The sequence below is a fragment of the Dactylosporangium siamense genome (assembly GCF_016862795.1).
In the GTDB taxonomy this organism is placed as follows: domain Bacteria; phylum Actinomycetota; class Actinomycetes; order Mycobacteriales; family Micromonosporaceae; genus Dactylosporangium; species Dactylosporangium siamense.
This window is the reverse complement of the sequence record NZ_BONQ01000003.1, coordinates 1-23,877: the sequence shown is the minus strand read 5'-3', so window position 1 is coordinate 23,877 and position 23,877 is coordinate 1. Positions and strand designations below refer to the sequence as shown.

20 protein-coding genes are annotated in these 23,877 nt (G+C 71.6%); 11 read left to right on the top strand and 9 right to left on the bottom strand.

The annotated features are described in order from the left end of the window. Nucleotides 1–7: 7 nt before the first annotated feature. Nucleotides 8–721 (top strand): response regulator transcription factor, encoded by a 714-nt coding sequence (locus tag Dsi01nite_RS00435; protein ID WP_203843936.1) that lies wholly within the window; start codon nt 8–10, stop codon nt 719–721. Continuing rightward, a complete protein-coding gene (locus tag Dsi01nite_RS00430) occupies nt 718–2,031 on the top strand; it encodes a HAMP domain-containing sensor histidine kinase (RefSeq protein ID WP_203843935.1) in 1,314 nt (437 codons plus the stop codon). The genes Dsi01nite_RS00435 and Dsi01nite_RS00430 overlap by 4 nt, the downstream gene beginning before the upstream one ends. A gap of 241 nt (nt 2,032–2,272) precedes the next feature. Here Dsi01nite_RS00430 and Dsi01nite_RS00425 read toward each other — a convergent pair whose 3' ends face one another. The 3 genes from Dsi01nite_RS00425 to Dsi01nite_RS00415 are packed head-to-tail and all read right to left on the bottom strand — an operon-like array spanning nt 2,273 to nt 5,072. Next, the gene (locus Dsi01nite_RS00425; protein ID WP_203843934.1) at nt 2,273–3,253 is read right to left on the bottom strand and encodes an SDR family oxidoreductase; all 981 of its coding nucleotides are present in this window, start codon (nt 3,251–3,253) and stop codon (nt 2,273–2,275) included. 1 nt (nt 3,254) lies between these two features. Beyond that, nucleotides 3,255–3,692: a cold shock domain-containing protein gene (locus Dsi01nite_RS00420; RefSeq protein ID WP_373318705.1), complete on the bottom strand. Its 438-nt coding sequence runs from the start codon at nt 3,690–3,692 to the stop codon at nt 3,255–3,257. 45 nt (nt 3,693–3,737) lie between these two features. After that, a complete protein-coding gene (locus tag Dsi01nite_RS00415) occupies nt 3,738–5,072 on the bottom strand; it encodes an AMP-binding protein (protein ID WP_203843932.1) in 1,335 nt (444 codons plus the stop codon). A gap of 223 nt (nt 5,073–5,295) precedes the next feature. Here Dsi01nite_RS00415 and chvE point away from each other — a divergent pair, with 223 nt between their 5' ends. From chvE to Dsi01nite_RS00395, 4 genes are all read left to right on the top strand, one after another. Beyond that, a complete protein-coding gene (chvE, locus tag Dsi01nite_RS00410) occupies nt 5,296–6,423 on the top strand; it encodes a multiple monosaccharide ABC transporter substrate-binding protein (RefSeq protein WP_203843931.1) in 1,128 nt (375 codons plus the stop codon). A 26-nt stretch (nt 6,424–6,449) separates the two neighbouring features. Beyond that, nucleotides 6,450–7,964, top strand: coding sequence for a multiple monosaccharide ABC transporter ATP-binding protein (mmsA, locus tag Dsi01nite_RS00405; protein WP_275423320.1), 1,515 nt, complete (start codon nt 6,450–6,452; stop codon nt 7,962–7,964). Beyond that, complete coding sequence (gene mmsB, locus Dsi01nite_RS00400; protein WP_203843929.1) at nt 7,961–9,184, top strand: multiple monosaccharide ABC transporter permease; 1,224 nt, start codon at nt 7,961–7,963, stop codon at nt 9,182–9,184. Before mmsA ends, mmsB begins: the two co-directional genes overlap by 4 nt. Nucleotides 9,185–9,300: 116 nt before the next feature. Next, nucleotides 9,301–9,927, top strand: coding sequence for a maleylpyruvate isomerase N-terminal domain-containing protein (locus Dsi01nite_RS00395; RefSeq protein ID WP_203843928.1), 627 nt, complete (start codon nt 9,301–9,303; stop codon nt 9,925–9,927). 171 nt (nt 9,928–10,098) lie between these two features. Here the strand turns inward: Dsi01nite_RS00395 and Dsi01nite_RS00390 are convergent, their stop codons facing one another. The 6 genes from Dsi01nite_RS00390 to Dsi01nite_RS00365 all read right to left on the bottom strand — a co-directional run bounded on the left by Dsi01nite_RS00390 (nt 10,099) and on the right by Dsi01nite_RS00365 (nt 18,845). After that, nucleotides 10,099–10,545, bottom strand: a complete 447-nt coding sequence (locus Dsi01nite_RS00390; RefSeq protein ID WP_203843927.1) for a DUF5990 family protein — start codon at nt 10,543–10,545, stop codon at nt 10,099–10,101. A 402-nt stretch (nt 10,546–10,947) separates the two neighbouring features. Then, nucleotides 10,948–13,404 carry a discoidin domain-containing protein gene (locus tag Dsi01nite_RS00385; RefSeq protein ID WP_203843926.1) on the bottom strand — a complete coding sequence of 819 codons (2,457 nt, stop codon included), beginning with the start codon at nt 13,402–13,404 and terminating at the stop codon, nt 10,948–10,950. Between the two features lie 75 nt (nt 13,405–13,479). Beyond that, nucleotides 13,480–15,690 carry a rhamnogalacturonan lyase family protein gene (locus Dsi01nite_RS00380; RefSeq protein WP_203843925.1) on the bottom strand — a complete coding sequence of 737 codons (2,211 nt, stop codon included), beginning with the start codon at nt 15,688–15,690 and terminating at the stop codon, nt 13,480–13,482. 144 nt (nt 15,691–15,834) lie between these two features. Next, on the bottom strand, nt 15,835–17,154 hold the full coding sequence (locus Dsi01nite_RS00375) for a ThuA domain-containing protein (protein ID WP_239135577.1): 1,320 nt from the start codon (nt 17,152–17,154) through the stop codon (nt 15,835–15,837). A gap of 114 nt (nt 17,155–17,268) precedes the next feature. Next, complete coding sequence (locus Dsi01nite_RS00370; RefSeq protein ID WP_203843924.1) at nt 17,269–18,279, bottom strand: WD40 repeat domain-containing protein; 1,011 nt, start codon at nt 18,277–18,279, stop codon at nt 17,269–17,271. A gap of 17 nt (nt 18,280–18,296) precedes the next feature. Further along, nucleotides 18,297–18,845 (bottom strand): hypothetical protein, encoded by a 549-nt coding sequence (locus tag Dsi01nite_RS00365; RefSeq protein WP_203843923.1) that lies wholly within the window; start codon nt 18,843–18,845, stop codon nt 18,297–18,299. Between the two features lie 470 nt (nt 18,846–19,315). On the opposite strand from Dsi01nite_RS00365, the gene Dsi01nite_RS00360 reads away from it, so the two are divergent. From Dsi01nite_RS00360 to Dsi01nite_RS00340, 5 genes are all read left to right on the top strand, one after another. Continuing rightward, complete coding sequence (locus tag Dsi01nite_RS00360; protein ID WP_203843922.1) at nt 19,316–20,278, top strand: NAD-dependent epimerase/dehydratase family protein; 963 nt, start codon at nt 19,316–19,318, stop codon at nt 20,276–20,278. Nucleotides 20,279–20,286: 8 nt separating this feature from the next. Beyond that, on the top strand, nt 20,287–21,261 hold the full coding sequence (locus Dsi01nite_RS00355; RefSeq protein WP_203843921.1) for a glycosyltransferase family 2 protein: 975 nt from the start codon (nt 20,287–20,289) through the stop codon (nt 21,259–21,261). Next, nucleotides 21,258–22,442, top strand: a complete 1,185-nt coding sequence (locus tag Dsi01nite_RS00350) for an ATP-grasp domain-containing protein (protein WP_203843920.1) — start codon at nt 21,258–21,260, stop codon at nt 22,440–22,442. Before Dsi01nite_RS00355 ends, Dsi01nite_RS00350 begins: the two co-directional genes overlap by 4 nt. Continuing rightward, the gene (locus Dsi01nite_RS00345; protein ID WP_203843919.1) at nt 22,439–23,089 is read left to right on the top strand and encodes a hypothetical protein; all 651 of its coding nucleotides are present in this window, start codon (nt 22,439–22,441) and stop codon (nt 23,087–23,089) included. The genes Dsi01nite_RS00350 and Dsi01nite_RS00345 overlap by 4 nt, the downstream gene beginning before the upstream one ends. Then, a partial coding sequence (locus Dsi01nite_RS00340) for a hypothetical protein (protein WP_203843918.1) occupies nt 23,064–23,877 on the top strand: 814 nt, incomplete at its 3' end. The genes Dsi01nite_RS00345 and Dsi01nite_RS00340, both read left to right, overlap by 26 nt.

The window sequence follows — 23,877 nt, the reverse complement described above, 5'->3', positions numbered from 1 at the left end:
TGTTGCCATGCCGCTGATCCTGCTCGTCGAGGACGACGTCGCCGTCTCCGGCGCCCTTTCCCGGGCGTTGACCGACGCCGGCCATGTCGTGCGTCCGGTCGGCAACGCCGGATCCGCCCTGCGGGTCATCGCGACCGACCCGCCGGACCTGGTCATTCTCGATCTGGGGCTGCCCGACATGGACGGTCTGGACGTGCTGCGGATGCTGCGCGGCATCTCCAACGCGCCGGTCATCGTGGCCACCGCCCGGCGCTCGGAGCGGGACATCATCCGGCTGCTGGACGCGGGTGCCGACGACTACGTGACGAAGCCGTTCTCCAGCGCGCAGATGTCGGCTCGGATCAACGCGGTCCTGCGTCGCGGGCAGGGCACCCCGGGGCCCGCCGCGGTGCCGGCCGGGGTGACGATCGGTGCACTGCACGTCAACCCGCAGCAGCGCTTCGCGTCGATACAAGGGCAGCCGTTGCAGCTGACGAAGAAGGAGTTCGATCTGCTGGCGTACCTGGCGCAGCGGGCTGGGCGGGTGGTGAGCCGGCGGGAACTGCTGACCGAGGTGTGGCAGCGGCCGGACAGCTCCGGCGAGGACCAGACGATCGACGTGCACGTGTCGTGGCTGCGGCGCAAGCTGGGGGAGAGCGCCACCGCGCCGCGGTATCTGCGCACGTTCCGCGGGGTCGGGGTCATGCTCGTGGACCCGGAACAGGCGCCCGCGCAGCCATGAGGAACGCGCTGATGCGCCTGTCGTTCGCGATCACCTCGATGATCGCGCTGGCGTTCCTGGTCCCCCTCGCGTATGTCACCAAGGAGATCGCGCACGACCGGGCCCTCGCCGAGGCGCGTTACCAGGCCGACGCGATGGTGGCCGCCCTCGCATCCGCCTCCGGCAACGGATCCGGCGCCTTGGATCGCGCGGTTGCCACGGTACCGGCAGGGCAGAGCGGCCGCCTTGCCGTGCACCTTGTGGGCGAGCCCACGGTCGGCACCAGCCATGCCCCGGCGGCGGAGGTCGACCGGGCCGCCGCGCAGGGCCGGTCGCTGACCGTGGACGCGCCCGGCGGGCTGGCATACCTGCAGACCGTGGTCCTGGACGGCGACCGGAGCGCGGTCGTGGAGGTGTACGTCTCCGACGCCGACCTCAGCCGTGGCGTCGGCGCGGCGTGGCTGGCCCTGGTCGGGCTCGCGGTCGTCCTCATCGGCGGCTCGACGCTGGTCGCGGACCGGCTCGGCGCGCAGATCGTGAAGTCGACGAAGCAGCTGGCGGAGGGGGCGCGGGCGTTCGGCGACGGCGACCTGCACGCCCGGGTCGAGCCGGACGGCCCGCCGGAGCTGCGGGACGCGGCGCGCAGCTTCAACCGGATGGCGGACCAGATGGTCGCCTTCGCCGACGCCGAACGCGAGCTCGCCGCGGACCTGTCGCACCGGTTGCGCACCCCGCTGACCGCGCTCCGCCTGGACGCCGACGCGATGCCGCCCGGCCCGATCGGGGAGCGGATGCGGCAGGCGTTCGACGCCCTCGACGACGAGATCGAGCAGATCATCACGACCGCGCGGCGCTCGGCGGCGGACCGGGTGCCGGAGAGCACCGACCTGGTCGAGGTCGTCGCGGACCGGCTCGCGTTCTGGTCGGTGCTCGCCGAGGACCAGCAGCGTCCATGGCGGGTCGTCGGCGGTCAGGAGCCGGTGTGGGTGCCGGTCGCCGAGTCCGACCTGGTGTCCGCGGTGGACTGCATGCTCGGCAACGTCTTCCAGCACACCCCGGAGGGCACCGGCTTCGAGGTGCAGGTCTCCCCGCGCGGGCTCACCGTCGACGACGCGGGGCCGGGCATCGCCGATCCGGCCAGGGCGCTGCGCCGCGGCTCCAGCGGCGCCGGCTCCACCGGGCTCGGGCTGGACATCGTCCGCCGGGTCGCGGAGACCGCCGGGGGCCGGCTCGTCGTGGAGCGCGGCCCGCTGCGCGGTGCCAGGGTCGCGATCGTCCTGGAACCGATGGTGATGACCCCGCCTCGCCCGCAACGCCGCGTCGTGCGGTGACCCCGCCCCGCCTCCAACGCTGAGCCGATGGCGGTGACCCGATCCTCGCCCCGCCCGTAACGCAGTGTCGTGTGGTGACCCGACCTCCGCCCGCAATGCTGAGCCGATGGCGGTGACCCGACCCCCGCCCCGCCCGTAACGCAGTGTCGTGTGGTGACCCGACCTCCGCCCGCAATGCCGAGTTGATGGCGGTGCCCCTCGCCGCGCCCGCAACGCGGCGTCGTGCGGTGCGGACGAGGGTTCAGACGCGGTAGCGGGCGACCAGGTCGTCCATCACCTTGTCGAGGCGTTCGTCGATGATCTGGCGGGCCGGGTCCTCGTCGAACCAGGCGACGATCTCCCGCGCCCCCGCGTGGAACGGGATCGTGGCGACGTAGTCGGGGACCAGGGCGCGCAGCTTGCTGTTGTCGAAGACCATCGAGTGGGCCTTGTCGCCGAGCAGGCCGGCTCCCCATTCCGGATCGGCGGCGGCGATCGCGTCGGAGGGCACGTGCACGAGCTTCGCCGGCACCCCCAACGCCGCCGCCATGTGCTCGGCGATCTGGTTCCACGTCAGGACGTCGTCGCTGGTGATCTGGAAGACGTCGCCGATGGCGCGGGGGTGGCCGAGCAGCGGCACGAAACCCTTGGCGAAGTCCTCGTGGTGGGTGAGGGTCCACAGGGACGTGCCGTCGCCGTGGATGACGACCTCGCGGCCCTGGCGCAGGCGCGCGCAGGCCGTCCAGCCGCCGTCGAACGGCGTGAGGGTGCGGTCGTAGGTGTGCGAGGGGCGCACGATCGTGGCCGGGAAACCCTTGTCGCGGTACACCTGCACGAGGAGGTCCTCACAGGCGATCTTGTCGCGGCTGTACTGCCAGAACGGGTTGCGCAGCGGCGAGGACTCGACGACGGGCAGCCGGGCCGGTGGGGTCTGGTACGCCGACGCGGAGCTGATGAACACGTACTGCCCGGTGCGGCCGCGGAACAGCTCGATGTCAGCCAGCACGTGCGAGGGGGTGAAGGCGACCCAGTCCACGACGGCGTCGAACGTGTGACCGGCGAGGGCGGCCCGCGCCGACGCCGGGTCGCGGATGTCGCCGCGCAGGACGGTGACCTCGGGCGGGAGCGGGCGGGTGGTGCTCTCGCCGCGGTTGAGCACGTGCAGGTCGATGCCGCGCCGCACGGCCAGGGCGGTGCAGGCGGAGCTGATGATGCCGCTGCCGCCGATGAACAGGACCTTCAACTCAGCTCTCCACCCATCCGTGCGTGCGTGCGAAGCTCACCAGGTGCTGCCGGGCCTGCGCGATCTGGCTGCCGGTCAGTGACGGGACGTGCTGGATGAGCAGCTCGGTCACCTCGGCGGAGAACTCGCGGCTGCTCAGCACGTCGCAGAGGCCGTCGTCGTCGCCGGGCTCCGCGTCGTCGTCCGGGTCATGGACGGGCCGGACCGGCCGGGTGTGCTCGCGGCGGGCCGGGGCGTCCAGGATGCGCACGGTGGCGACCTTCAGCCCGCGCTCGCCCTCCTCGACCTCGTATTCGACCCGCATGCCGGGATGCACGAGGTGCCGCTGCTCACCGAAATCGTTGGCGTGGACGAACACGTCCTCGCCGCCCGCGTTGGGTGCGATGAACCCGTAACCACGCACCTCGTCGAACCGCAGAATTCTGCCTGTCTCCACCACGACCACCACCAGCCATCGAACCGGCCCGCGTCCGGGGCCCGGCACTCAGAGCATAGGACCACCGAGGCGCTTCTTCTGCACCTTGCCCATGGCGTTGCGCGGTAGCGCCTCGACCAGGTGCACGATCCGGGGACGCTTGTGGATCGAAAGGTGGCGGGCGACGAAATCCGCGAGCTCACCGTCACCGACGGTGGTGGACACGACGACGTATGCGGTCACTGCCTCACCGAGGTCCGCGTGCGGGGTGCCGATCACGGCCGCCTCCCGCACCGCCGGATGCGCCAGGAGCGCGTCCTCGACCTCGCCGGCGCCGATGCGGTAGCCACCGGACTTGATGAGGTCGGTGGAGGCCCGCCCGACGATGCGGTGCCAGCCGTCGGGGTCCTTGCGGGCGATGTCGCCGGTGCGGAACCAGCCGTCGACGAGATCGGCGGGCTGATGGACGTACCGCCGCAGCAGCATCGGACCGCGCACCGAGAGCTCACCGATCGCGCCGTCCTCGGCGTCGACGCGGGTCTGCACGCCGCGCACGGGGAAGCCGACATGGCCGGCGCGGCGCGGGCCGTCGGCGCGGCTGCTGATCGTGATCAGGGTTTCGGTCATCCCGTAGCGCTCGACGGGCCGGTGCCCGGTCAGCGCGTGCAGCCGCTCGAACACCGGCACGGGCAGTGCGGCGCTGCCGGACACGAGGAGCCGGGCGCGGGTCAGGGCACGGGCCGCGGCGGGCTGCGCGCACACCCGGGACCACACGGTCGGCACGCCGAAGTAGAGGGTCCCACCGGCGGCCGCATAGCGCTCCGGTTGCGGTTTTCCCGTGTGTACGAGCGGCGAGCCGGCTCTGGTCGCCCCCAGCACCCCGAGCACGAGGCCGTGCACGTGGAACAGTGGCAGCCCGTGCACCAGCCGGTCGTCCGGGGTCCAGTCCCACGCCTCGGCGACCGCGTCGACCCCGGCCTCGAGGGACGCGTGCGTGTGGACGACGCCCTTGGGCGCGCCGGTCGTGCCGGAGGTGTACATGATGAGCGCCGCGTCGTCCGGGGCCGGCACGGGGTAGCTGCTCGATGAGCGGCGGGTGACGTCGACGTCGGTCAACGTATGGTGGGCGCCGGAGTCGCGCAGGATGTGCTCGCGTTCGGCGGGGCCGGCGTCGGCGGGCACGGGCACGACCGCGGCGCCGGCGAGCAGGCCGCCGAGCACCGCCACCACCGTTTCGAGGGTCGGGGTCGCGTCCACCGCGACGACCGTCGCGCCGTGCACCTCATCGGCGACGGCGAGTGACGCGCCCAGCAGGGCCTCGGAGGACAGGGTCCGACCGGCGACGGACACCGCGTCGGGACGGTCGGCGGATCCCGGGCCGGTGGTGCCGGCGATCAGGCGCATGGCCACCATCGTGCCATTTCGTGATGTGGCGCCGTCTTGACACCTCCATTTGTGAGCGTTAACACTGTCCCGAGCAACACCCCCGCCACCGGCTTGAAACGTTGTCGTGCTTTCAAGTCGTTCAAGACCAAGACGCCCACAGATTTCTGTCCAGGACCGTTGATAGCGCTCACAGGTGCCGTCGGCGGTCGCTGCACCCTGCGTAACAGGTGGAGGACATCCCATGAAGTTCCCCAGAGCACTGGTCGCCGGCCTCGGCCTGGCCTTGGCGCTGAGCGTCACCGCGTGCGGTGACGCCGAGAAGACCGCCGACAAGGAGGCCGGGCAGGCCGCCGGGGCGGGCAGCCTCATCGGCGTGACCATGCCGACCAAGTCTTCGGAGCGGTGGATCGCCGACGGCAACAACGTCAAGGCGGCCCTGGAGAAGCTCGGCTACAAGGTCGACCTGCAGTACGCGGAGAACGACATCCCGACGCAGGTGAACCAGATCGAGAACCAGATCACCAAGGGCGCGAAGCTGCTCATCGTCGCCTCGATCGACGGCACCGCGATCACCACACAGCTGCAGCAGGCGGCGGACAAGAAGATCCCGGTCATCGCCTACGACCGGCTGATCCGCAACTCGCCCAACGTCGACTACTACGCCACCTTCGACAACTACAAGGTCGGTGTGCAGCAGGCCACGTCGCTGCTGGTCGGCCTCGGCCTGAAGAAGGAGGACGGCTCCGACGGCACCGCCACCGGACCGTTCAACATCGAGCTGTTCGCCGGTTCGCCGGACGACAACAACGCCACGTTCTTCTTCAACGGTGCGATGGCGACGCTCAAGCCGTACATCGACAAGGGCACGCTCGTCGTGAAGTCCGGCCAGGTCGACTTCAAGACCGTGGCGATCCTGCGGTGGGACCCCGCCACGGCGCAGAAGCGCATGGAGGACATCATCACCAAGACCTACGTCGGCGGCACCAAGGTCCAGGGTGTGCTGTCGCCGTACGACGGCCTGTCGATCGGCATCCTGTCCGCGCTGAAGAGCAGCGGCTACGGCACGGCCGGCCAGGCGTACCCGATCGTGACCGGCCAGGACGCGGAGAAGGCGTCGGTCAAGTCGATCATCGCCGGCGAGCAGTACGCGACGATCTACAAGGACACCCGCAAGCTCGCCGACGTCACCGTCAAGATGTCCGACGCGGTGCTCAAGGGCGGCAAGCCCGAGACCAACAACACCAAGGACTACGACAACGGCAACAAGGTCGTCCCGTCCTACCTGCTCGAGCCGGTGATCGTCTACAAGACCAACTACAAGTCGGTCCTCATCGACTCGGGCTACTACACCGAGAACGACGTCAAGTAACGATGTCCTCTGATGTAATTCTGCGGATGCGCGGCATCACCAAGACGTTTCCCGGCGTTGCCGCGCTGCAGGATGTGAACCTCGAGGTGCGCCGCGGGGAGATCCACGCGATCTGCGGCGAGAACGGCGCCGGGAAGTCGACCCTCATGAAGGTGCTGTCCGGGGTGTACCCGCACGGCTCCTACAGCGGTGAGATCGAGTTCGACGGGGAGCCCTGCCATTTCGGCGGGATCCGCGACAGCGAGCGGCGCGGGATCGTCATCATCCACCAGGAGCTGGCGCTCATCCCGCACATGTCGATCGCGGAGAACATCTTCCTCGGCAACGAGCGGGTCCACCGGGGCCTGATCGACTGGAACCGCACCAACGCCGAAGCCGGCGCGCTCCTGCGCCGGGTCGGCCTGCGGGACAACCCGGTCACCCCGGCGATGGACCTCGGCGTCGGCAAGCAGCAGCTCGTCGAGATCGCCAAGGCGCTGTCGAAGGAGGTGCGGCTGCTCATCCTCGACGAGCCGACCGCGGCGCTCAACGAGTCGGACTCCCGGCACCTGCTGGACCTGCTGCTGGAGTTCCGCGAGCGCGGCATCACCTGCGTGATCATCTCGCACAAGCTCAACGAGATCGAGGCGGTCGCCGACACCACCACGATCCTGCGGGACGGCCGCACCATCGAGACCCTCGACATGCGGGGCAAGGACGTGTCCGAGGACCGGATCATCTCCGGCATGGTCGGCCGGGACCTGTCGCACCGCTTCCCGCCGCACACCTCTGTTGTCGGCGAAGAGGCGTTGCGGATCGAGGACTGGACCGTGCACAGCCCGACCCAGCACGGGCGGACGATCGTCGACCGGGCGAACCTGTCCGTGCGGCGCGGCGAGATCGTCGGTCTCGCCGGGCTCATGGGCGCCGGGCGCACCGAGCTGGCGATGAGCGTCTTCGGCCGCAGCTACGGCACCGGCATCACCGGCCAGGTGTACAAGGACGGTGTCCCGGTGCAGCTGCGCACCGTCGGCGACGCGATCGCGCACGGTATCGCGTACGCCACCGAGGACCGTAAACGCTACGGCCTGAACCTCATCGAGGACATCCAGCGCAACGTCTCCGGAGCCGCGCTGTCCCTTCTGGCAAAGGGCGGCTGGGTCGACGACAACCGAGAGTTCCAGGTCGCCGAGGAGTACCGGCACAGCCTCAACATCAAGGCACCCGGCGTCGGCGCGGTCACCGGCACCCTCAGCGGCGGCAACCAGCAGAAGGTCGTCCTCGCCAAATGGATCTTCACGAACCCTGACGTGCTGATCCTGGACGAGCCGACCCGCGGCATCGACATCGGCGCCAAGTACGAGATCTACACGATCATCAACCGGCTCGCCGACGAGGGCAAGGCGATCCTCGTCATCTCCTCCGAGCTGCCGGAACTGCTCGGCATCTGCGACCGCATCTACGCCCTGTCGGCGGGCCGGGTCACCGGCGAGCTGTCCCGCGCCGACGCGACCCCCGAGCGGCTCATGCAGCTCATGACCAGCTTGAAGGAACGCTCATGACGACCATCGTGGAGGCCGACCCGGAGACCGCGGTCACGGCGCCGACCCGGTTCTCGGTCAACCTGCGCCAGAGCGGGATCTACATCGCGTTCGCCGCGATCGTGGTCCTGTTCGAGATCCTGACGTCCGGCTCGCTGCTGGAACCGCAGAACATCTCGAACATCGTCGTGCAGAACTCATACATCCTGATCCTCGCCATCGGCATGATCCTGATCATCATCGCCGGGCACATCGACCTGTCCGCGGGCTCCGTCGTCGCCGTCACCGGCGCCGTCGCCGCGGTCCTCATGGTCAACCTGGACGTGCCGTGGCCCCTCGCCATCCTCGCGACCCTGGTCGTGGGCGCGCTGATCGGCGCGTGGCAGGGCTTCTGGATCGCGTACTTCGGCATCCCCGCGTTCATCGTCACCCTCGCCGGCATGCTCGTCTTCCGGGCACTCACCATGACGGTCCTGGGCAACCAGGGCATCGGCCCGTTCCCCGACGACGTGCGGACCCTCGCCAACGGCTTCACGCCCGGGTTCCTGAAGAACATCGGCCTCGGCGTCCTCGGTGGCGCCGACCTCTTCACCCTGCTCGTCGGCCTCGCCGCCGTCGCCGGCATCGTGGCCGTGCAGTGGCGGGCCCGCCGCGCCCGCATCGGCTACGGCCAGGCGGTCGACACGCCTCTGGTCTTCGGTTTGAAGATCGCCGGCGCGTCCGTCGTGCTGATGTTCATCGTCGTCCAGCTGGCCAGGTTCAAGAACCTGCCCTGGGTGCTGGTGCTGCTGGCAGCGCTCGTGCTCACGTACACCCTGATCTCCCAGCGCACCGTCTTCGGCCGGCACATCTACGCCGTCGGCGGCAACCTGCAGGCCGCGGGACTCTCGGGCGTGAAGGTCAAGTCGGTCACGTTCTGGATCTTCGTGAACATGGGCCTGCTCGCCTCGGTCGCCGGCATCATCTTCGCCGGCCGCCTCAACCAGGCCGGCCCCACCGCCGGCAACGCCTTCGAACTCGACGCGATCGCGGCCGCCTTCATCGGCGGCGCCGCCGTCCAGGGCGGCGTCGGCAAGGTCGTCGGCGCCATCACCGGCGGCCTCATCATGGCCGTCATCAACAACGGCATGTCACTGATCGGCTCACCCAGCGAACGCGTCATGCTCGTCAAGGGCCTGGTCCTGCTGGCCGCGGTCGCCTTCGACGTCTGGGCCAAGCGCCGAGCCGGCCGGTCCCGCTGAGTTTCCGGTGGTTTCCCTGGTACGTGGTCCGGGCGGGACGCTTACCAGCGGATGAATGAGGCCCAGGGGGTGCTGACGGCCCCCTGGGCCTCACGCTGTGCGGCTACTGTCGTCGGGTGATCCGAAACGCCTTCCTCGATTCCTCGGCGACCGCGGCGACGCTGGTGCGCGACCCCGCCGTAGCCGCCTCGTGGTCCGCACCGAGCGCGCTGCCCGGCTTCACGGTCGGCGGGCTCGCCCGCCACCTCGCCAACCAGGTGACCCGCACCCTCATGCTGCTGTCCGCCCCGCCCGGCGGCACCGCGATCCCGGTCCTGGACCACTTCACCGGCGCGGGCTGGGTCACCTCCGGCGTGGACAGCTCGGATAATCGGGGCATCCTCGAACGGGGTGAGTCCGCCGCTGGTCAGACCACTCCCGCCGACCTCGCCGCCGAGGTCGACGCGGCGCTGGCCGAACTGCGCAGCACCGTGCCGGCACAGTCCGAGGACCGCGTCGTCGACCTCGGCGACTGGGGGCTCCAGGTCGACGACTTCCTGCTCACCCGGGTCCTGGAGCTGGTCGTGCACACCGACGACCTGGCGGTCAGCCTGGACCTGCCGACCCCGGCACCGTCCCCCGCCGCGGCCGACGCCACGGTCGAGCTGCTCGGCCGGCTCGCGACGTGGCGGCACGGCCCACTACCGGTGATCCGCGCCCTCGCCCGGCGCGAGCGCGCCCCGGAGTCGATCGCCGCTCTGTGAGCTGTGCTCCAGGGCGCTCCGGACTTGATCGTCGCTCTCGGTGAGTCCTGCTCCAGGGCGCCCCGGAGTCGATCGCTGCCTTTGGGCCCTGCTCCTGGATGCTCCGGCTCGATCGCTGCCTTTGGGCGCTGTTCCTGCGTGCTCCGGGCTCGATCGCCGCTTTGGTGAGCACTACTCCAGGGTCCAGGTGATGGCGGGCGGCCGGACCCGTGCGCACACCGGCCCGCCCGCCGCGTCGGTCAGCCCGAGCCGCCCGACGAGCTTCTGGCCGGCGGCCTCGTGAGCGGCGCGCAGGAGCTCCGTCGGGATGTCGCCGAACATCAGCTTCGCCCGGCGGAACATCGCGAACTCGTCGCCGGTCACCGCGCCCCAGCTGAGGTAGAGGAACCTCGCGCCGGGGCGGCCGTGCACCCACGGCCCGCCGACGTCGAGCAGCCCGTCGATCTCGCGGCTGGTCACCTCGAACTCCCACGCCACCTGCGCCGCGTCGGCCGCCACCCGGTCGACCACCTCGGCCTTACGCTGGACACCGACGTGGACGCCACCGAGCCGCAGCGCGTCGGCCTCCGCCCCGGCCCGCCGCCCCGGCAGGTCGCTGCCCTCGATCCGGATCCGCACACCCGCAACTCTACGAGCGCGTGCGCGTCCCGGCGCCCCACGGCGTCACGCGAAGTCGCGGATCGACCAGCCGCCGCCGGCGTGCTCGAGCGTGAACAGCTTGTCGCTCGAACTGCCACCGGCGCGGTGAGCGTTCAGCATGACCTGTCCCGCACCGCCTCGATGTACGCGCCGACGACCTCACCGGCCCGTCCGGCGACGATGCGCGCGGCACGATCACAACGACGGTCACGACCACCAGCAGCCGGGCGACCCCACCGAACACCTGCGGCCGACGACGGGAGACAGCAGGCATCAGACGGCCCCACGGGCTCGGTGCTGAGGTCGAACGCGCACGAGATCGCTTGCGGGCGATACGCGGTGCCCGTCCGGAACGGGATGCGCCGCGGACCGTCGATCGGGTCAGCCGCGGTAGACCTCGACGGATGACAGTTGCCCGGCCGGTTGGATCGAGTTCGACGAGATGAGGATGCGGACATATCGCTGCTCGCCGGAGCTGACACCGAGCGTGGCGCGCTGGCCGTTGCCGGCGTCGAAGCGGCACGAGCCGCCCGCGATGGTCGAGAACGTGGAGCCGTCGAGGCTGCCGAGCACCGTCACCGTCTGGGTCCTCGCCGGCCACTCCGACGACGGGGGCAGGCGCAGGACGATGCGGCGCACCGCGACCGGCCCGCCCAGGTCGACCTGGACCCACTGCGGCAACGCGTTGTTGCGGCTCTCCCAGTAGCTCAAGGGATCACCGTCGGTGACCCGATCCGACCGGTACGCCTCAGTGTGGCTGCTCTCCGAGGTAACCCGGCCCGCGGCGACGTTGGTGGCGGTGTCGAGGGGCAGCGGCGGGTTGCTCGCCACCGTCGATGGGGCACCGGGGCTGGTGGAGGCCGGTGCCTGCGTGGACGCGCCCGGCCGCGGCGACGCCGACACGCTGGGCCTCGGCGAGGCGCTGCCGCTCGAGATCGCCGCCGATCCGGCCGTCGAGCCGGGTGCGGTGCCGGGGACGGTCGCGGTCCGGGGCTCGCTCCCGCCGGCGAGGTCGGCGCCGTCGCCCCCGCGTGGCCAGAACGCGACCGCCCCGGCGACGGCGAGCAGCAGGACGACCACCGCCGCGGCGGCCAGCAGCGCCAGCCCGTTGCGGGCGTGCCGGACCACTGCGGGCGGGTCCGCCGGTGCCGGCGCGAGCCGCACGGGCAGCAGGTCGCAGCGCTGGAACTCACGGGCCTGCCCGCTGGTCACGCCGTTGCCCGGGTGCCGCTCGGCGAGCTCCCGCTCCGCCGCCTCGCCCCACGTGGACGACTTGCCCTCGACGACCAGGTCGACCGCGGCGGGGATGTCGGTCAGGAGCGCGGTGAACATCGCTGATAGCGGCGGCCACACCAGGTCGTCGATCGTCTCGTCACGACTGCCGACGACGACCCGGTAGACCCCGGCGCGACCGTCCGGAACACCAACGCCCGCGGAGCCGGCAGAGCCCACGGGGCCCGCGGAGCCAGGGGAGCCCGCCGAGCCCATGGAGCTCGCGGAGCCCGTGGAGGCAAGGGAGCCCGCAGAGCCAGGGGAGCCCGTGGGGCCCACGGGGCCCGCGGAGCCAGGCGAGCCCGCAGGGCCCATGGAGCTCGCGGAGCCCGTGGAGGCAAGGGAGCCCACGGAGCCAGGGGAGGCAAGGCCGCCGTCCAATGGAGCGGCGCCGGCTGAGGTGCCACTGCCCGCCACGGCGGCGTCACCCGCCGCGGCAGGGCCGGACCCTCCGGAGCCAGGCGGGCCGTCGTCGGGGGAGGTGTCCAGAACGAGCGCCCCCGGCGCCGTGACGGTGAACGACAACGACCGGCCCTTGCCGAGCGGGTCGGGCAGCGACGCCCGGCCCTTCGCCGGTGGTGGCGGCGGGCCCGGGAACGCGTGGATGCCACCCCCGCTCAACCGCACCTGCCAGCCCAGGTCCATCGCATACGTGGCCGGGTCCAGCGGTCGCAGCGACGCATGCGGCGGCGAGGACGCGACGACCTCCTCGGCCCCGTCGGGCGTGACCCGCAGCAGCCAGGCCGGCTCGGCCCAGACCGGGCGGCGGTGTGCGTCGAGGGCGAACACCGTGATCGGCCCGGCGGGTGGATGCAGCGGCACCCCGTTGACCAGGTGGACCGGCTCGCCGAGCAGGCGGGCCGCCGAAAAGGCCAGGAACCGGCCCGCGCCCTGGCCGGCGCCGAGCGGGACGAGGTCGGCGACGCGGCGGACCCTGGTGGGCAGGGCGGTCATGGCCTGGGCGAGCAGGTCGGCGGTGAGGGTCGGGTCGAGCAGGAGGCGGGGGCGCTCGGGGTCGACGGCGACGGCGAACTCGACCCCGTCATAGGCGGCCGCGGCGCCGACCGGGCCGGGGGAGAGCAGCCACCCGGCGGGCACCGGCTGGGCGATGACCGCGGTCGGCCACGAGGGCGCCGGAGGCACGAGGGCCTGCCAGTCGGGGGAGGGCCAGCGCGGGCCGAGGGGCTCCGGTGCGCGGCCGGGGCGGTGCCGCCACCAGCCGCCGGCGATGTCGGTGGTGACCAGGACGCCGCCTGGGGTCTGCACGACCGGCCCGTCCGGCGCGACGACGGGCCGGTCAAGCACGGCGGCGAGCTCCGCACCGAGCGGCCCGGCGGCGAGCAGCAGGACACTGTCGCCGCCGAGCCCGGAGCCCTCGGAGCCCCCGGCCCCGCCGGAACTGTCGCCGCCGAGACCGGCCCGCACCGGCTCGGCGAGGTCGTCGGCGGTCACCTCGAGGTCCGGGTCGACCAGCACGGCCAGCCACCCGTCGGGCACCACCGGCAACATCGGCACGTCGCCGACGAGCAGGCAGCGGTCCACCCTGCGGGTGACACCAACGCTCATGCGCAACAACCTACCGCCCCCGTATGACAGTTCCGAGTCCCCCAAAGACGGGGCAAAGAACCGGCAAACGGGGACCTACCGGACGTAGATCAGCGGCGCCGGTGGGGTCGACATGCCGCTGCCGATGAAGTACGACGGGTGCGGCGGCTGGTTGTAGGCGGTGTTCTGCCACGCGATCGCGCACCGGTACTGCGGGTCGTGCATCAGCGTGAACAGCCGGGTCGACGTCGGGTCGGGGGTGCTGTAGATGCGCAGCGCGGTGTTGTCCGACGTCGGCCAGACGACCTCCTCGCGCCAGTCGCCGAGGATGTCGCCGGACAGCGACGGCGTGGCCTTCGTGCTGTTGTTGGAGTGCACGCCGGCGGCGGTCAGCAGGCGGGTGTCGCCGGAGGTGCCGTACTTGTCGACGTGGGTGCCGTCCAGGAGCTCCCGGGTCGTGTCGCCGTCCCACCAGGCCAGGAAGTTCGTCGAGCCGGGCTTGCGCGAGGACACGACGGTGCCGCGGGGGTTGCGCACGCCGTCGGCGGCCGAGGACCACGACTCGGCGCCGGCGCTGCCGGCCCAGATGTCGCCGGACACGCCGCGGCCGTTGTCGCCGTTGGCGGGGGTGGTCCACAGGACCTGCCCGGTGCGGGCGTCGGCCATCCACGACGACGGCTTGCTGCCGTCCTCGTCGACCTTGAACTCCTCCAGGCCGGGGCGGGACGGGTCGAGGTCGCCGACGTGCATGGCGTCGCCGTGGCCGTTGCCGGTGTTCCACAGGCGGGCGCCGTTGTCGTCGACGGCCATGGACCCGTAAACGATTTCGTCGCGTCCGTCGAGATCGACGTCGGCGACGGAGAGCTGGTGGTTGCCCTGCCCGGCGTAGGCGCTGTTGCCGGAGCTGCTGCTGTCGAACGTCCAGCGCCGGGTCAGCGAACCGTTGCGGAAGTCCCAGGCGACGATGACCGACCGGGTGTAGTACCCGCGGGCCATGACCAGGCTGGGCCGCTGCCCGTCCAGGTATGCGGTGCCGGCCAGGAACCGGTCGACCCGGTTGCCGTAGCTGTCGCCCCACGACGACACCGTGCCCCGCGGCGGCACGTAGTCCACTGTGGACATCGCGGCGCCGGTGAGGCCGTTGAACATGGTGAGGTACTCGGGCCCGCTGAGCACGTAGCCGGAGCTGTTGCGGTAGTCGGCGGAGGCGCTGCCGATGACGCGTCCCGTGCCGTCGACGGTGGCGTCCGCGGTCTTCATGGCCACCTCGGCGCGCCCGTCGCCGTCGTAGTCGTACACCTGGAACTGCGTGTAATGCGCCCCGGCGCGGATGTTCCGGCCGAGATTGATCCGCCACAGCCGCTGCCCGTCGAGGCGGTAGGCGTCCACGTACACCACGCCGGTCACCCCCGACTGCGAGTTGTCCTTGGCGTCGGCGGGATCCCATTTCAGGACGAGCTCGTAGCGCCCGTCACCGTCGAGGTCGCCGACGGAGGCGTCGTTGGCCGTGTAGCCGGAGCCGGGCGAGGAGATCGGGACGTCCAGATACCCGGACGCGAACCGCAGCGACGCCCCGGACGCGGCCTGCTCAGCACCACCGACGACGGCGCGCACCGTGTAGGACGCATCCGCGGCGGCACCGGAATCGAGGTAGTTCGTGGAGTTGGTAACGGTCGCGATCCGGGTGGTGCCGCGATAGACGGCGAACGGCGTCGCCAGGGCCTCGGTGCCGAGCAGGCGCCACGAGACGAGGTTGCCGCTGCCCGACCGCACGGAGATGAGGCCGCGGTCGAGATCCTCCATCTGCTTGGCACTGCCCGAAGGCGGGGGCGGCGCCGAAGAAGAAGCAGAAGCAGAAGCAGAAGCAGAAGGCGAAGGAGAAGACGCGGCACCGGTACACGCGACGCCGTTGAGCGTAAACGATGTCGGAGACGGGTTCGAGCCGGTCCACGATCCGTTGAACCCGAACGACACCGTGGCGCCCGTGGCGATCGGCGCGTTGTAGCCGGCGTCCGTGGCCCGGGTCTGCCCGCCGCTGGTGGTGACTGTCGCGTTCCACGCCTGGGTGACGGTCTGCCCGGCCGGGAATGTCCACGCCAGGGTCCAGCCGTTGACGGGATCGCCGAGGTTCGTCACGTCGACGTTCGCGCCGAAGCCGCCCTGCCACGAGTTGGTCACGGTGTACGTGACGCGGCAGCCGGATGCCGCCGCCGACGCGACCGTCACGCCGACCGCGGCGACGGCGACGACCGCCGCCCCGACCGCGAGCGTGGCGACGACCCGCCGCCGGTGTTCGAAGTAGCGCACGATCCGCTCCTCGCTGTGCGAAAGGCGGGTCGCGCAACGAGAATGTGCCCGACCCGGGACGGCGGAACCGTAGCCCCGGGCCCCAGGTCGGGCAACGCATCACCAGCCGTCAATGCGGCAATCGGTCTGCGGAGGCCGAAACTTTCACGGTTGCTGCGCCAGGCGGAACGACTGCGCCGCCGTGCCGTTGCAGGCGTACTGGACCAGCTGCACGCTGTTGGCGGTGGACGCGGCCGGCACGTCGAGGCACTTGCCGGACAGGCGGCTGACGAAGTGATACCAGCCACCGCCCTCGGACACCGGCTGCCACTGCTGGTTGGTGCCGCCGCCGTAGGTCCAGGTCTGGATCGGCGCGTTGTCGGCGCTCGACACGTTGGTGATGTCGAGGGCCTGCGCGCTGTTGCCGCGGTTGTTGATCCGCACGAACCCGCCACTGGTCGGCTGGAACTGGTACTGCTGCGCGTTGCTGGCGTTGCACGTGTACTGCTGGATGGCCGTGCCGTTGGTGGTGCCGGCGGCCCGCGCGTCGACGCACTTCGAGGAGTTCTTGTTGATGACGCTGTACCACGCCGTCGGCGAGATCGGCCCCGACGACGCGGGCGGCGACGAGGGCGGCTGGGACGTCGGCGGGGTGGTCGAGGCGCCGGCCAGCCACAGGATGCCGTCGATCAGCCACTTGTTCTGGTCGGCGCTGGCGAACGTGGACGACGTGCGGGTGTTGGTCGAGTAGTTCATGCCGTTGTGGCCGAAGTTGGCGTACAGCATCTTGTAGTTACGGTTCGTCCACAGGATCGGGTAGTAGCCGCTGTACCACGACTGGTTGGGGTCGGTGCCGACCGGGAAGCTGCTCGCGTCGACCGAGGCGAGGATGTCGATGGCCGGGTTCTGCCGCAGGTCGTTGCTCCACGAGTACCACTCGCTGACCGCGGAGCGGAACGTCGCCGGTAGCCGTACCGTCGACGGGTGCGCCCGGTCCTCGACCTTCAGCGTCACCGCGGTCGGCCCCCAGGTGTTGGTCCGGAACGCGCCCGAGCCCAGGAACGTGTTGTAGTACCAGCTCCACGAGTTGGGATCCGTGGTGAACGCGCTGACGTGGAAGCCCATCCAGGCGCCGCCGTTGTTCATGTACTGCTGGAACGCGGCCCGCTGCCCCGACGGCGGCGCGTCGTCCAGGAACATGATGACCTTGTACTGCGCCAGGCTGCCGGTGTTGAGCCGGCTCCAGTCGGTGGTCGCCTCCCAGGTGAAGCCGTTCTGCGCGGCGGCCGTCGGGAACCACTCCCGGGCCTCCTTGTCGAAGTCGATGTGCGCCGCGTCCCAGGTGCCGTTGTAGAAGGCGAGCACCTTGAACGGGGCGGCCAGAGCCAGGGTGGGCCTGATGACCAGGCCTATCCCCAGTGCGGTCACCAGGGCGAGCGCGGCGAGCACGAGGCGTCGCGCGCTCAAGGGGAGCTTCGTGAGCACGAGGGGTCCTTCGGTAGGCGGGAGGGGACGGGCGGATCCGCTCCCCTCGCATCATCAGCCATCGATGACGGCACCACAAGGTAAAGAACCCTAATAGTTAAAGTAAGTCTCCAATTAAGTCGTTGTCACAGCCTGTGCCCAGGTCAGCACGGTGTCGCCGCGCAGCTCCAGAAACACTCCGCCGGCTCGGTGGTGATGCGTCGGCGTGATGCCGGGCACCGTGCCGAGCCGCTCCCCGCCGGCCGGGTCCCAGCGGTGCAGCCCGCCGGCGTCGGTGCTGAACAGCGAGCCGCCGTCGCTGAAGAAGCGGCCGGCCGGACCGGGGATCGTGGCGACCTCCACGGCGGCCGCGCCGGAGACCTCGAAGACGCGGGCACCGGGCAGGATCGCGTCGACGTGGTTGCCGAGGCCCCCGATCGCGAGCCGGGTCCCGTCGATCCAGGTCATCGCGCAGTCCCAGTAGTAGTCGCGGTCGCAGGTCGGCAGCGCCGCGTCCTCGGACTCCCACACGTTGTGCGTGAGCCACCGCGGCACGCTCCACACCGTGGGCGCGCCGAACGGGTGCCAGACCCAGCCGTCGTCCAGGATCCGCTCGCCGTCCGGGCTGACGTGCAGGGCGCCGTGGAAGTAGTCCAGGTGGTGCCCGGTGAGATCGCGAGGGGTCAGCAGCTCGCCGGTGGCCGGGTCCGACACGTCGAGGCGGTTCCATTCCGTGCGGTGCACCATCACCGTGCGCCCGGCGTGCGACAGGAACGCCAGCGCGAACGGGACCGTCCATTCCTCCCCGTAGGCGTTGTCCAGGGTCATGGTCACCTCGCCGGTGCGCAGGTCGAGCACCTGGCCGTGGCGGCCGTAGTCGGTGACGACGGCGGCGAACCGCCCGTCGGCGCTCGCGTGCAGCCGGGGCCGGGGCGGACGCTCATCGGACCCGGTTTCGCCGTTTTCCGCCGGTACCGACGACGCGGCGACCTGCTCGAAGGAGCCGGACGCGACGTCCCACCGGCCGATCCCGCCGTCGCCGAGCAGCAGCAGCCACCGCGCCGCGCCGGCGACGGTCACCGGGGCCAGGTCGGTGACGGGCGCCGGCGTGGCCGTCTCGACCACGCCGGCGGATGCGCCTGCCATGTGTCCCCCCGCGAGCCTCAGGCGGCGTAGTCGACCAGGTCGCCGCTGTTGAGGACCGAGCGTAGCCGGGACAGGTCGATGCCCTTGTCCTGCAGGCGCTTCACGACGTCGGTGGCGCTGCTGCCGCGCAGGGACTCGCTGTCGGTCTCCAGCAGGGTGCTGAGCTGTTGCAGTTTGGTGTCGTCCGACAGGCCGGCGGCGCCGCCGCGGGGTCCGCCGGGCGGCGGGCCAGGCCGGCCCTTCTGCGCGGCGATCTGCTCGGCGGCCGCGTCGCCGTCCTCCTCCGCCGAGGTGGCGGCGCGTGAGACGGCGGCGGGGGTGTCGCTGGGCTTGCCGGCCTTGATCGCGGCGATCAGGTCCTCGTGCGAGACGCCCTGCTCCTCGGCGACCTCCGTCAGGCTCTGGCCGCCGTCCAGCTTGGTCTTGAGCTCGTCGCCGGACAGGCCGAGCGCCTTGGAGACGGCGGCCATCGGGTCCTTGCCGTCCCTGGGCGGCGGGGGGCGCAACTGCGTCTGGGCGGTGGCGAACGAGCCGGAGATGCCGCTGATGCCGCTGATCGAGGTCACGTGTGCTCCATCCGTGGTGCCGTGCTGCCGGGCCGCCGTTCGGCCCGACGGGGTCAACGTCGACCGCCTGCCCGCCGGTCGGAGCGTTTGCCAGGGACTTGCCAGGGTTCTCAGCAGCCTGGCAGCCGGACGCCGGTCCCGGCGACGTCCGATCGGGTGCCGCCGGCCCCCACCGGCTGTCCAACGGCGTCCAACGGTCGGGCCCAAACCGCATCGCTTCGCGTAAATTCCGGTGGATGGCGGACAACGTCGGCAAAACGATGCCTCACATACGACAGAGTCAATAAATTTTTGCGTTCGGACTGTGATCAATGGCGCGTGGAAGGTAGATTGCGACCGGCGTGTGAGGATGAGATCACGCCGTGTTTGTGCTGTTCAGCTGGGCTTCTCCTTGGATCACCGTCCTGGGCACGGGCCTGCCTGAAAACCGGCTTTGGGCGAGGATCCGCTCCAGCGAAAGGAAACAACCAATGAAGATCGGCGTGACCGGGGGCAACGGTTTTATCGGGCGGTATGTCTGCGAGGAGATCGAATCCAGAGGGCATGAGGTGCTGGTGTTCGACCACCACGCGCACGGCCGGCGCGGGCCGGACGCGACGCCCGAGCGAGAGGTGATGCTCGGCGACATCCGCGACGCGACCGCCATGGTCGAGCTCGCCGCGCACTGCGACGGCATCATCCACCTCGCCGCCGTGCTCGGCACCCAGGAGACGATCCTCAACCCGCGCCCGGCCGCCGAGACGAACCTCGTCGGCGGGCTCAACTTCCTCGAGGCGGTCACGCAGTACCAGCTGCCGGGCGTCTACATCGGGGTCGGCAACCACTGGATGAACAACAGCTACTCCATCTCCAAGACCGCCGTCGAGCGGTTCGTGTCGATGTTCAACGCCGACCGTGGCAGCCGGGTCAACACCGTGCGCGCCGTCAACGCGTACGGGCCGCGGCAGCTCGCCGCCGCGCCGTTCGGGCCCGGCAAGGTCCGCAAGATCACGCCCGCGGTGATCTGCCGCGCGCTGTGCGGGATGCCCGTCGAGCTCTACGGCGGCGGCCACCAGGTCTCCGACATGGTGTGGGTCGGTGACGTCGCCAAGGCGCTCGTCGCCGCCTTCGAGGCCGCCGAGGCCGGCACCGTGCTGGACCACGTGGTGGAGTGCGGGCCGGTCGCGTCGAGCACCATCCGCCACACCGCCGAGATCGTCATCGACCTGTGCGAGCGCAAGGGCTACCCGCGGGCGGAGATCGTGGACCTGCCGATGCGCCCCGGCGAGCAGCCCGGCGCCGTCGTCAGCGCCGACGCCTCCACGCTGCGTGCCATCGGGATCGACCCCGCCGGCCTGGTGTCGCTCGAGACCGGCCTGGAGCGCACCGTGGACTGGTTCATCGCCACCCAGGGCGAGCACTGGACCGCACCCCTCGCGCTCGCCACCCGCTGAGGCACCGCATGCACCGGTTGGGCCTCACCGCCGTCGTGCCCTGCTACGACGAGGCGGACAGCGTCGCGCAGACCCACGCCGAGATCGTGGCCGCGCTCGGCGACTACGACCTGGAGCTCCTCTTCGTCGACGACGGCAGCGCCGACGACACCCTCGCCGAGATCCGGCGGCTCGCCGCCACGGACCCGCGGGTCCAGTACCTGTCGTTCAGCCGCAACTTCGGGTTCGAGGCGGCGTTCTCGGCCGGGTACAAGTACGCCCGGAAGCCCTGGCTCGTGCACCTCGACGCGGACCTGCAGTTTCCGCCCGCCGAGGTGCACCACCTGGTGGAGCGCGCGCTCGAAGGCTACGACGCCGTGTTCGGGGTCCGCCGCGCCCGCCACGACCCGTGGCACCGCAGGTGGGGCGCGGCCGGGTACCACTGGCTCGGCCGCCGGCTGCGCATCCGGATCCCGGCTGGCGCGACCACGTTCCGGGTGCTGCGCACCGAGCTCGCCCGGCGGGTCGTCGAGCTGCGGCTCGGCACGCCGTACTTCCTGGCCACCGTCCCGCTGCTCACCTCGAGGATCGCCACCGTGCCGGTCGAGCACCGGCCACGCACCCGTGGCACGTCGAAGTTCCGGCTCGGCCGGCTCATCGGCCACGCGTTGGAGCTCTACGTGGCGTTCTCCCGCCGCGCCGTGCACTGGGTCGCGATCCTGCTCCTGCTCGCCGCCCTCGCGACCGCCGGCCTGGCCGTCGCCGCGTTCGCCGGCTGGCTCGGCGTCGCGGCCGCCCTCGGTGGTGGGCTGCTCGCGCAGTGCTTCGCGCTGGGCGGGGGTGCGGTGCTGCTGCGGTACACGGTGCTCGTCGCCGACGCGCAGCCGCGCCCGGCCATGTTCTACATCCGTGAGGCGTCGATCCGGGTCGACCCCGCCGACGAGCTGTTCCCCGGCGCCGGAACGGCGCTGCTGATCCCCGCACAGCGTGAGGACGCCGCATGAAGAGCCTGCTCATCCTCGGCGCCGCCGACGGTGCGATGGCCACCTACCGCACCGCCCGGGCGCTGGGCTACCGCACCGTCGCCGTCGACCTGCGGGACACCGCCCCGGCCGTCGCCCTCGCCGACGAGCTGCTGCCCGTCAGCACCCGCGACGTGTCCGCCCTGACCGGGATCCTGCGCGGACGCAGCGACGTCGCCGGGATCCTCGCCCCCAGCAGCGACATCGCGCTGCCGACACAGCTCACGCTGACCGAACGGTTCGGCCTGCCGTGCGGGCTGACCGAGCAGACGGTCGAGGCGTCGGTGGACAAGCGGCGGTTCCGCGCGGTCTGCGACGAGCTCGGGCTGCCCGGGTACCGCTGGATCGACGGCCCGAACTGGCGCGCCGCCGGCCTGCGCTTCCCGCTCGTCGTCAAGCCCGCCGACGCGCAGAGCAGCCGCGGCGTCACCCGCTGCCCTGACGAGTCCACAGTGGACGCGGCGATCGAGGCGGCGCTGGAACACTCCTACGGCGCCGGCATCGTCATCGAGGAGGAGGTGCGGGGTCAGCACTGCGGCTGTGAATGCGTCATCGACGACGGGCGGGTCGTGTTCATGGCGCTCACCGAACGCCACCTCACCCCGCCCCCGCAGGCGACCACCACCGCACACGTGCTGCCCGCCGCGGTTGCCGGCGGGGTCCACGACGAGCTCGTGGCCGCCGTCGACGCGCTCTGCGCCCGGCTCGGGTACCGCCGCGGACCGCTCAACCTCGACCTCGTCGTGGACACCGGCGGCCGGCCGCGCCTCATCGAGATGGGCGCCCGCACCGGCGGCGACCCCCTCGGCGAGCTCGCCCGGCACTGCTACGGCATCGACCCGATCGAGGCGTCGATCAGCGTCGCGGTCGGCGCGCCGCTGCCCCCGATGCCGCCCCCGGCCGTGCCGCGACCGGTCATGGTGCAGCTGCTCAACGCCACCGACACCGGCATCCTCACCGCGGTCCACGGCGTCGAGGAGGCCCGTGCCCGGCCCGAGGTGGTGCGCGTCGTGCTGCTCACCGAGCCCGGCCGCCCCGTCACGTCCACGATCGACCTGACCAGCAAGCTCGGCTACGCCCTGCTGGCCGCCGACACCCCCGCGCAGCTGCGGCGGGCGGCCGACCGGCTGCTGTCGACCATCCGCTTCGAGGTGCGCCCGTGAAACGCTTCTTCACCCTCGTCCTGGCCACCCTGGTCTCCGGGGTGCTCCTGGTCGCCCTCGCCCCGAGCGGCAGACAACTGGACTCGTTGTGGTTGTTCCTGGCGTACCTGGTGCCGTTCGTCCTCGCCGCGGAGACGATCGCCGCGCTCGACCCGCAGTGGCTGCGCCGCTGGCGGCTGCCGGAGGTGATCGGGGTCGTCACGTTCACGGCGGTGTTCTGCGGTTTCGTCCCGCGCATGTTCGACCGGGTCATCGCGGCGGACTTCGACGGCTTCTACGCCCTGGTGCGGATCCTCGCGCCGCTGCTCATCCTGGCGTTCGCGCTGCATCAGCGGCTCGGTGGCTCGCCCGCGGCCACGGTGCGGCGGATCAGCTACGCGAGCATCCTCGTCATGCTGTCCGGGCTGGAGGACCTGTCGTTCTGGCTGTGGCGCGGGCAGCCGGTGCCGCAGCGGTGGGACTGGGCCGACCACATGACGGTCCGGCTCGGCCACGTCGCCAGCCGCACCGAGGCGTACGTGTTCATCGCCGTGCACCTCGCCCTCGCCCTGGCGGTGCTGTGCTGGCCCGCCCGCAGGCCGTCCCGGCCGGGCCCCTCGGCGGACTCCTCGTCGGCCCGTCATGACGCTGCTCGCGCCGGGAGCTGAGCCGCGCACCGCGGCGCCCGGCGGCCGGATGATGCTGGCCCTGTTCGCCGGCCGCGGGGCGTTCCGGGCGACCATCCAGCTCACGCCGCTCGCGCTCGCCGTGCCGTGGGGCGCGGCCCGCTTCGCCGACTACGCCGGTGCCGTCGGGGTGTCGGCGTGGACGGTGTTCGTCGCCGCCAGCGGTGAGAAGGCCGCCCTCAAGCTGGTGCCCCGGGCCCGGCGGCTCGGCAGCGCCGTCGTCCGGGTCGTGCTGCGGGTCGCCGCCGTGCCGGTCATCGCCGCCGCCGTCGCGTTCGCCGCCGCGACCGTCGCGGACCGCGGGCGGGTGGTCGCCGCCGCGCTGCTGTGGTCTGCGGCGCTCGGCCTGCTCCAGCTCGCCGTGGGCCTGCACCGGGTGCGCGGGCGGGTGGGCACGGACGCGGTCACGTTCGCCGTGATGACGGGGGTGCTGCTGGCCCTGTCGGCGCTGACCTTCCACTTCGCGTGGTCGCCGCTGCGACAGCTGACCCTGCTGGCCACGGCCGCCCTGACCGCGTCGGCGATCCTGCTGTGGCGACTGCCGCCCGGCTGGTCCGTCGCCTCCTGGCCCGCTGGTGGGCAGCGTGTGCCCGGCGGCCGTGACGCTGCTCAAGGGGTGACGATCGGGCCCGGGCCTCGTGATCGAAGTCGTTGGGCGGTCGTGGACGCGGCCGCTGCGCTCCTTGGATCACGGGGAGCGGGGGGCGTGGGTCGGGTGGCGGGTGGTGGTGAGGAGCGGGTGCCCGACGGTCGTGATCGAAGTCGTCGGG

Bases quoted from the DNA above. Each gene is read 5' to 3' on its own strand.
- Dsi01nite_RS00435 (WP_203843936.1), top strand. From the start codon at position 8: ATGCCGCTGATCCTGCTCGTCGAGGACGACGTCGCCGTCTCCGGCGCC.
- Dsi01nite_RS00430 (WP_203843935.1), top strand. From the start codon at position 718: ATGAGGAACGCGCTGATGCGCCTGTCGTTCGCGATCACCTCGATGATC.
- Dsi01nite_RS00415 (WP_203843932.1), bottom strand. From the start codon at position 5,072: ATGCGCCTGATCGCCGGCACCACCGGCCCGGGATCCGCCGACCGTCCC.
- chvE (WP_203843931.1), top strand. From the start codon at position 5,296: ATGAAGTTCCCCAGAGCACTGGTCGCCGGCCTCGGCCTGGCCTTGGCG.
- mmsA (WP_275423320.1), top strand. From the start codon at position 6,450: ATGCGCGGCATCACCAAGACGTTTCCCGGCGTTGCCGCGCTGCAGGAT.
- mmsB (WP_203843929.1), top strand. From the start codon at position 7,961: ATGACGACCATCGTGGAGGCCGACCCGGAGACCGCGGTCACGGCGCCG.
- Dsi01nite_RS00385 (WP_203843926.1), bottom strand. From the start codon at position 13,404: ATGAGCGTTGGTGTCACCCGCAGGGTGGACCGCTGCCTGCTCGTCGGC.
- Dsi01nite_RS00370 (WP_203843924.1), bottom strand. From the start codon at position 18,279: ATGGCAGGCGCATCCGCCGGCGTGGTCGAGACGGCCACGCCGGCGCCC.
- Dsi01nite_RS00360 (WP_203843922.1), top strand. From the start codon at position 19,316: ATGAAGATCGGCGTGACCGGGGGCAACGGTTTTATCGGGCGGTATGTC.
- Dsi01nite_RS00355 (WP_203843921.1), top strand. From the start codon at position 20,287: ATGCACCGGTTGGGCCTCACCGCCGTCGTGCCCTGCTACGACGAGGCG.
- Dsi01nite_RS00350 (WP_203843920.1), top strand. From the start codon at position 21,258: ATGAAGAGCCTGCTCATCCTCGGCGCCGCCGACGGTGCGATGGCCACC.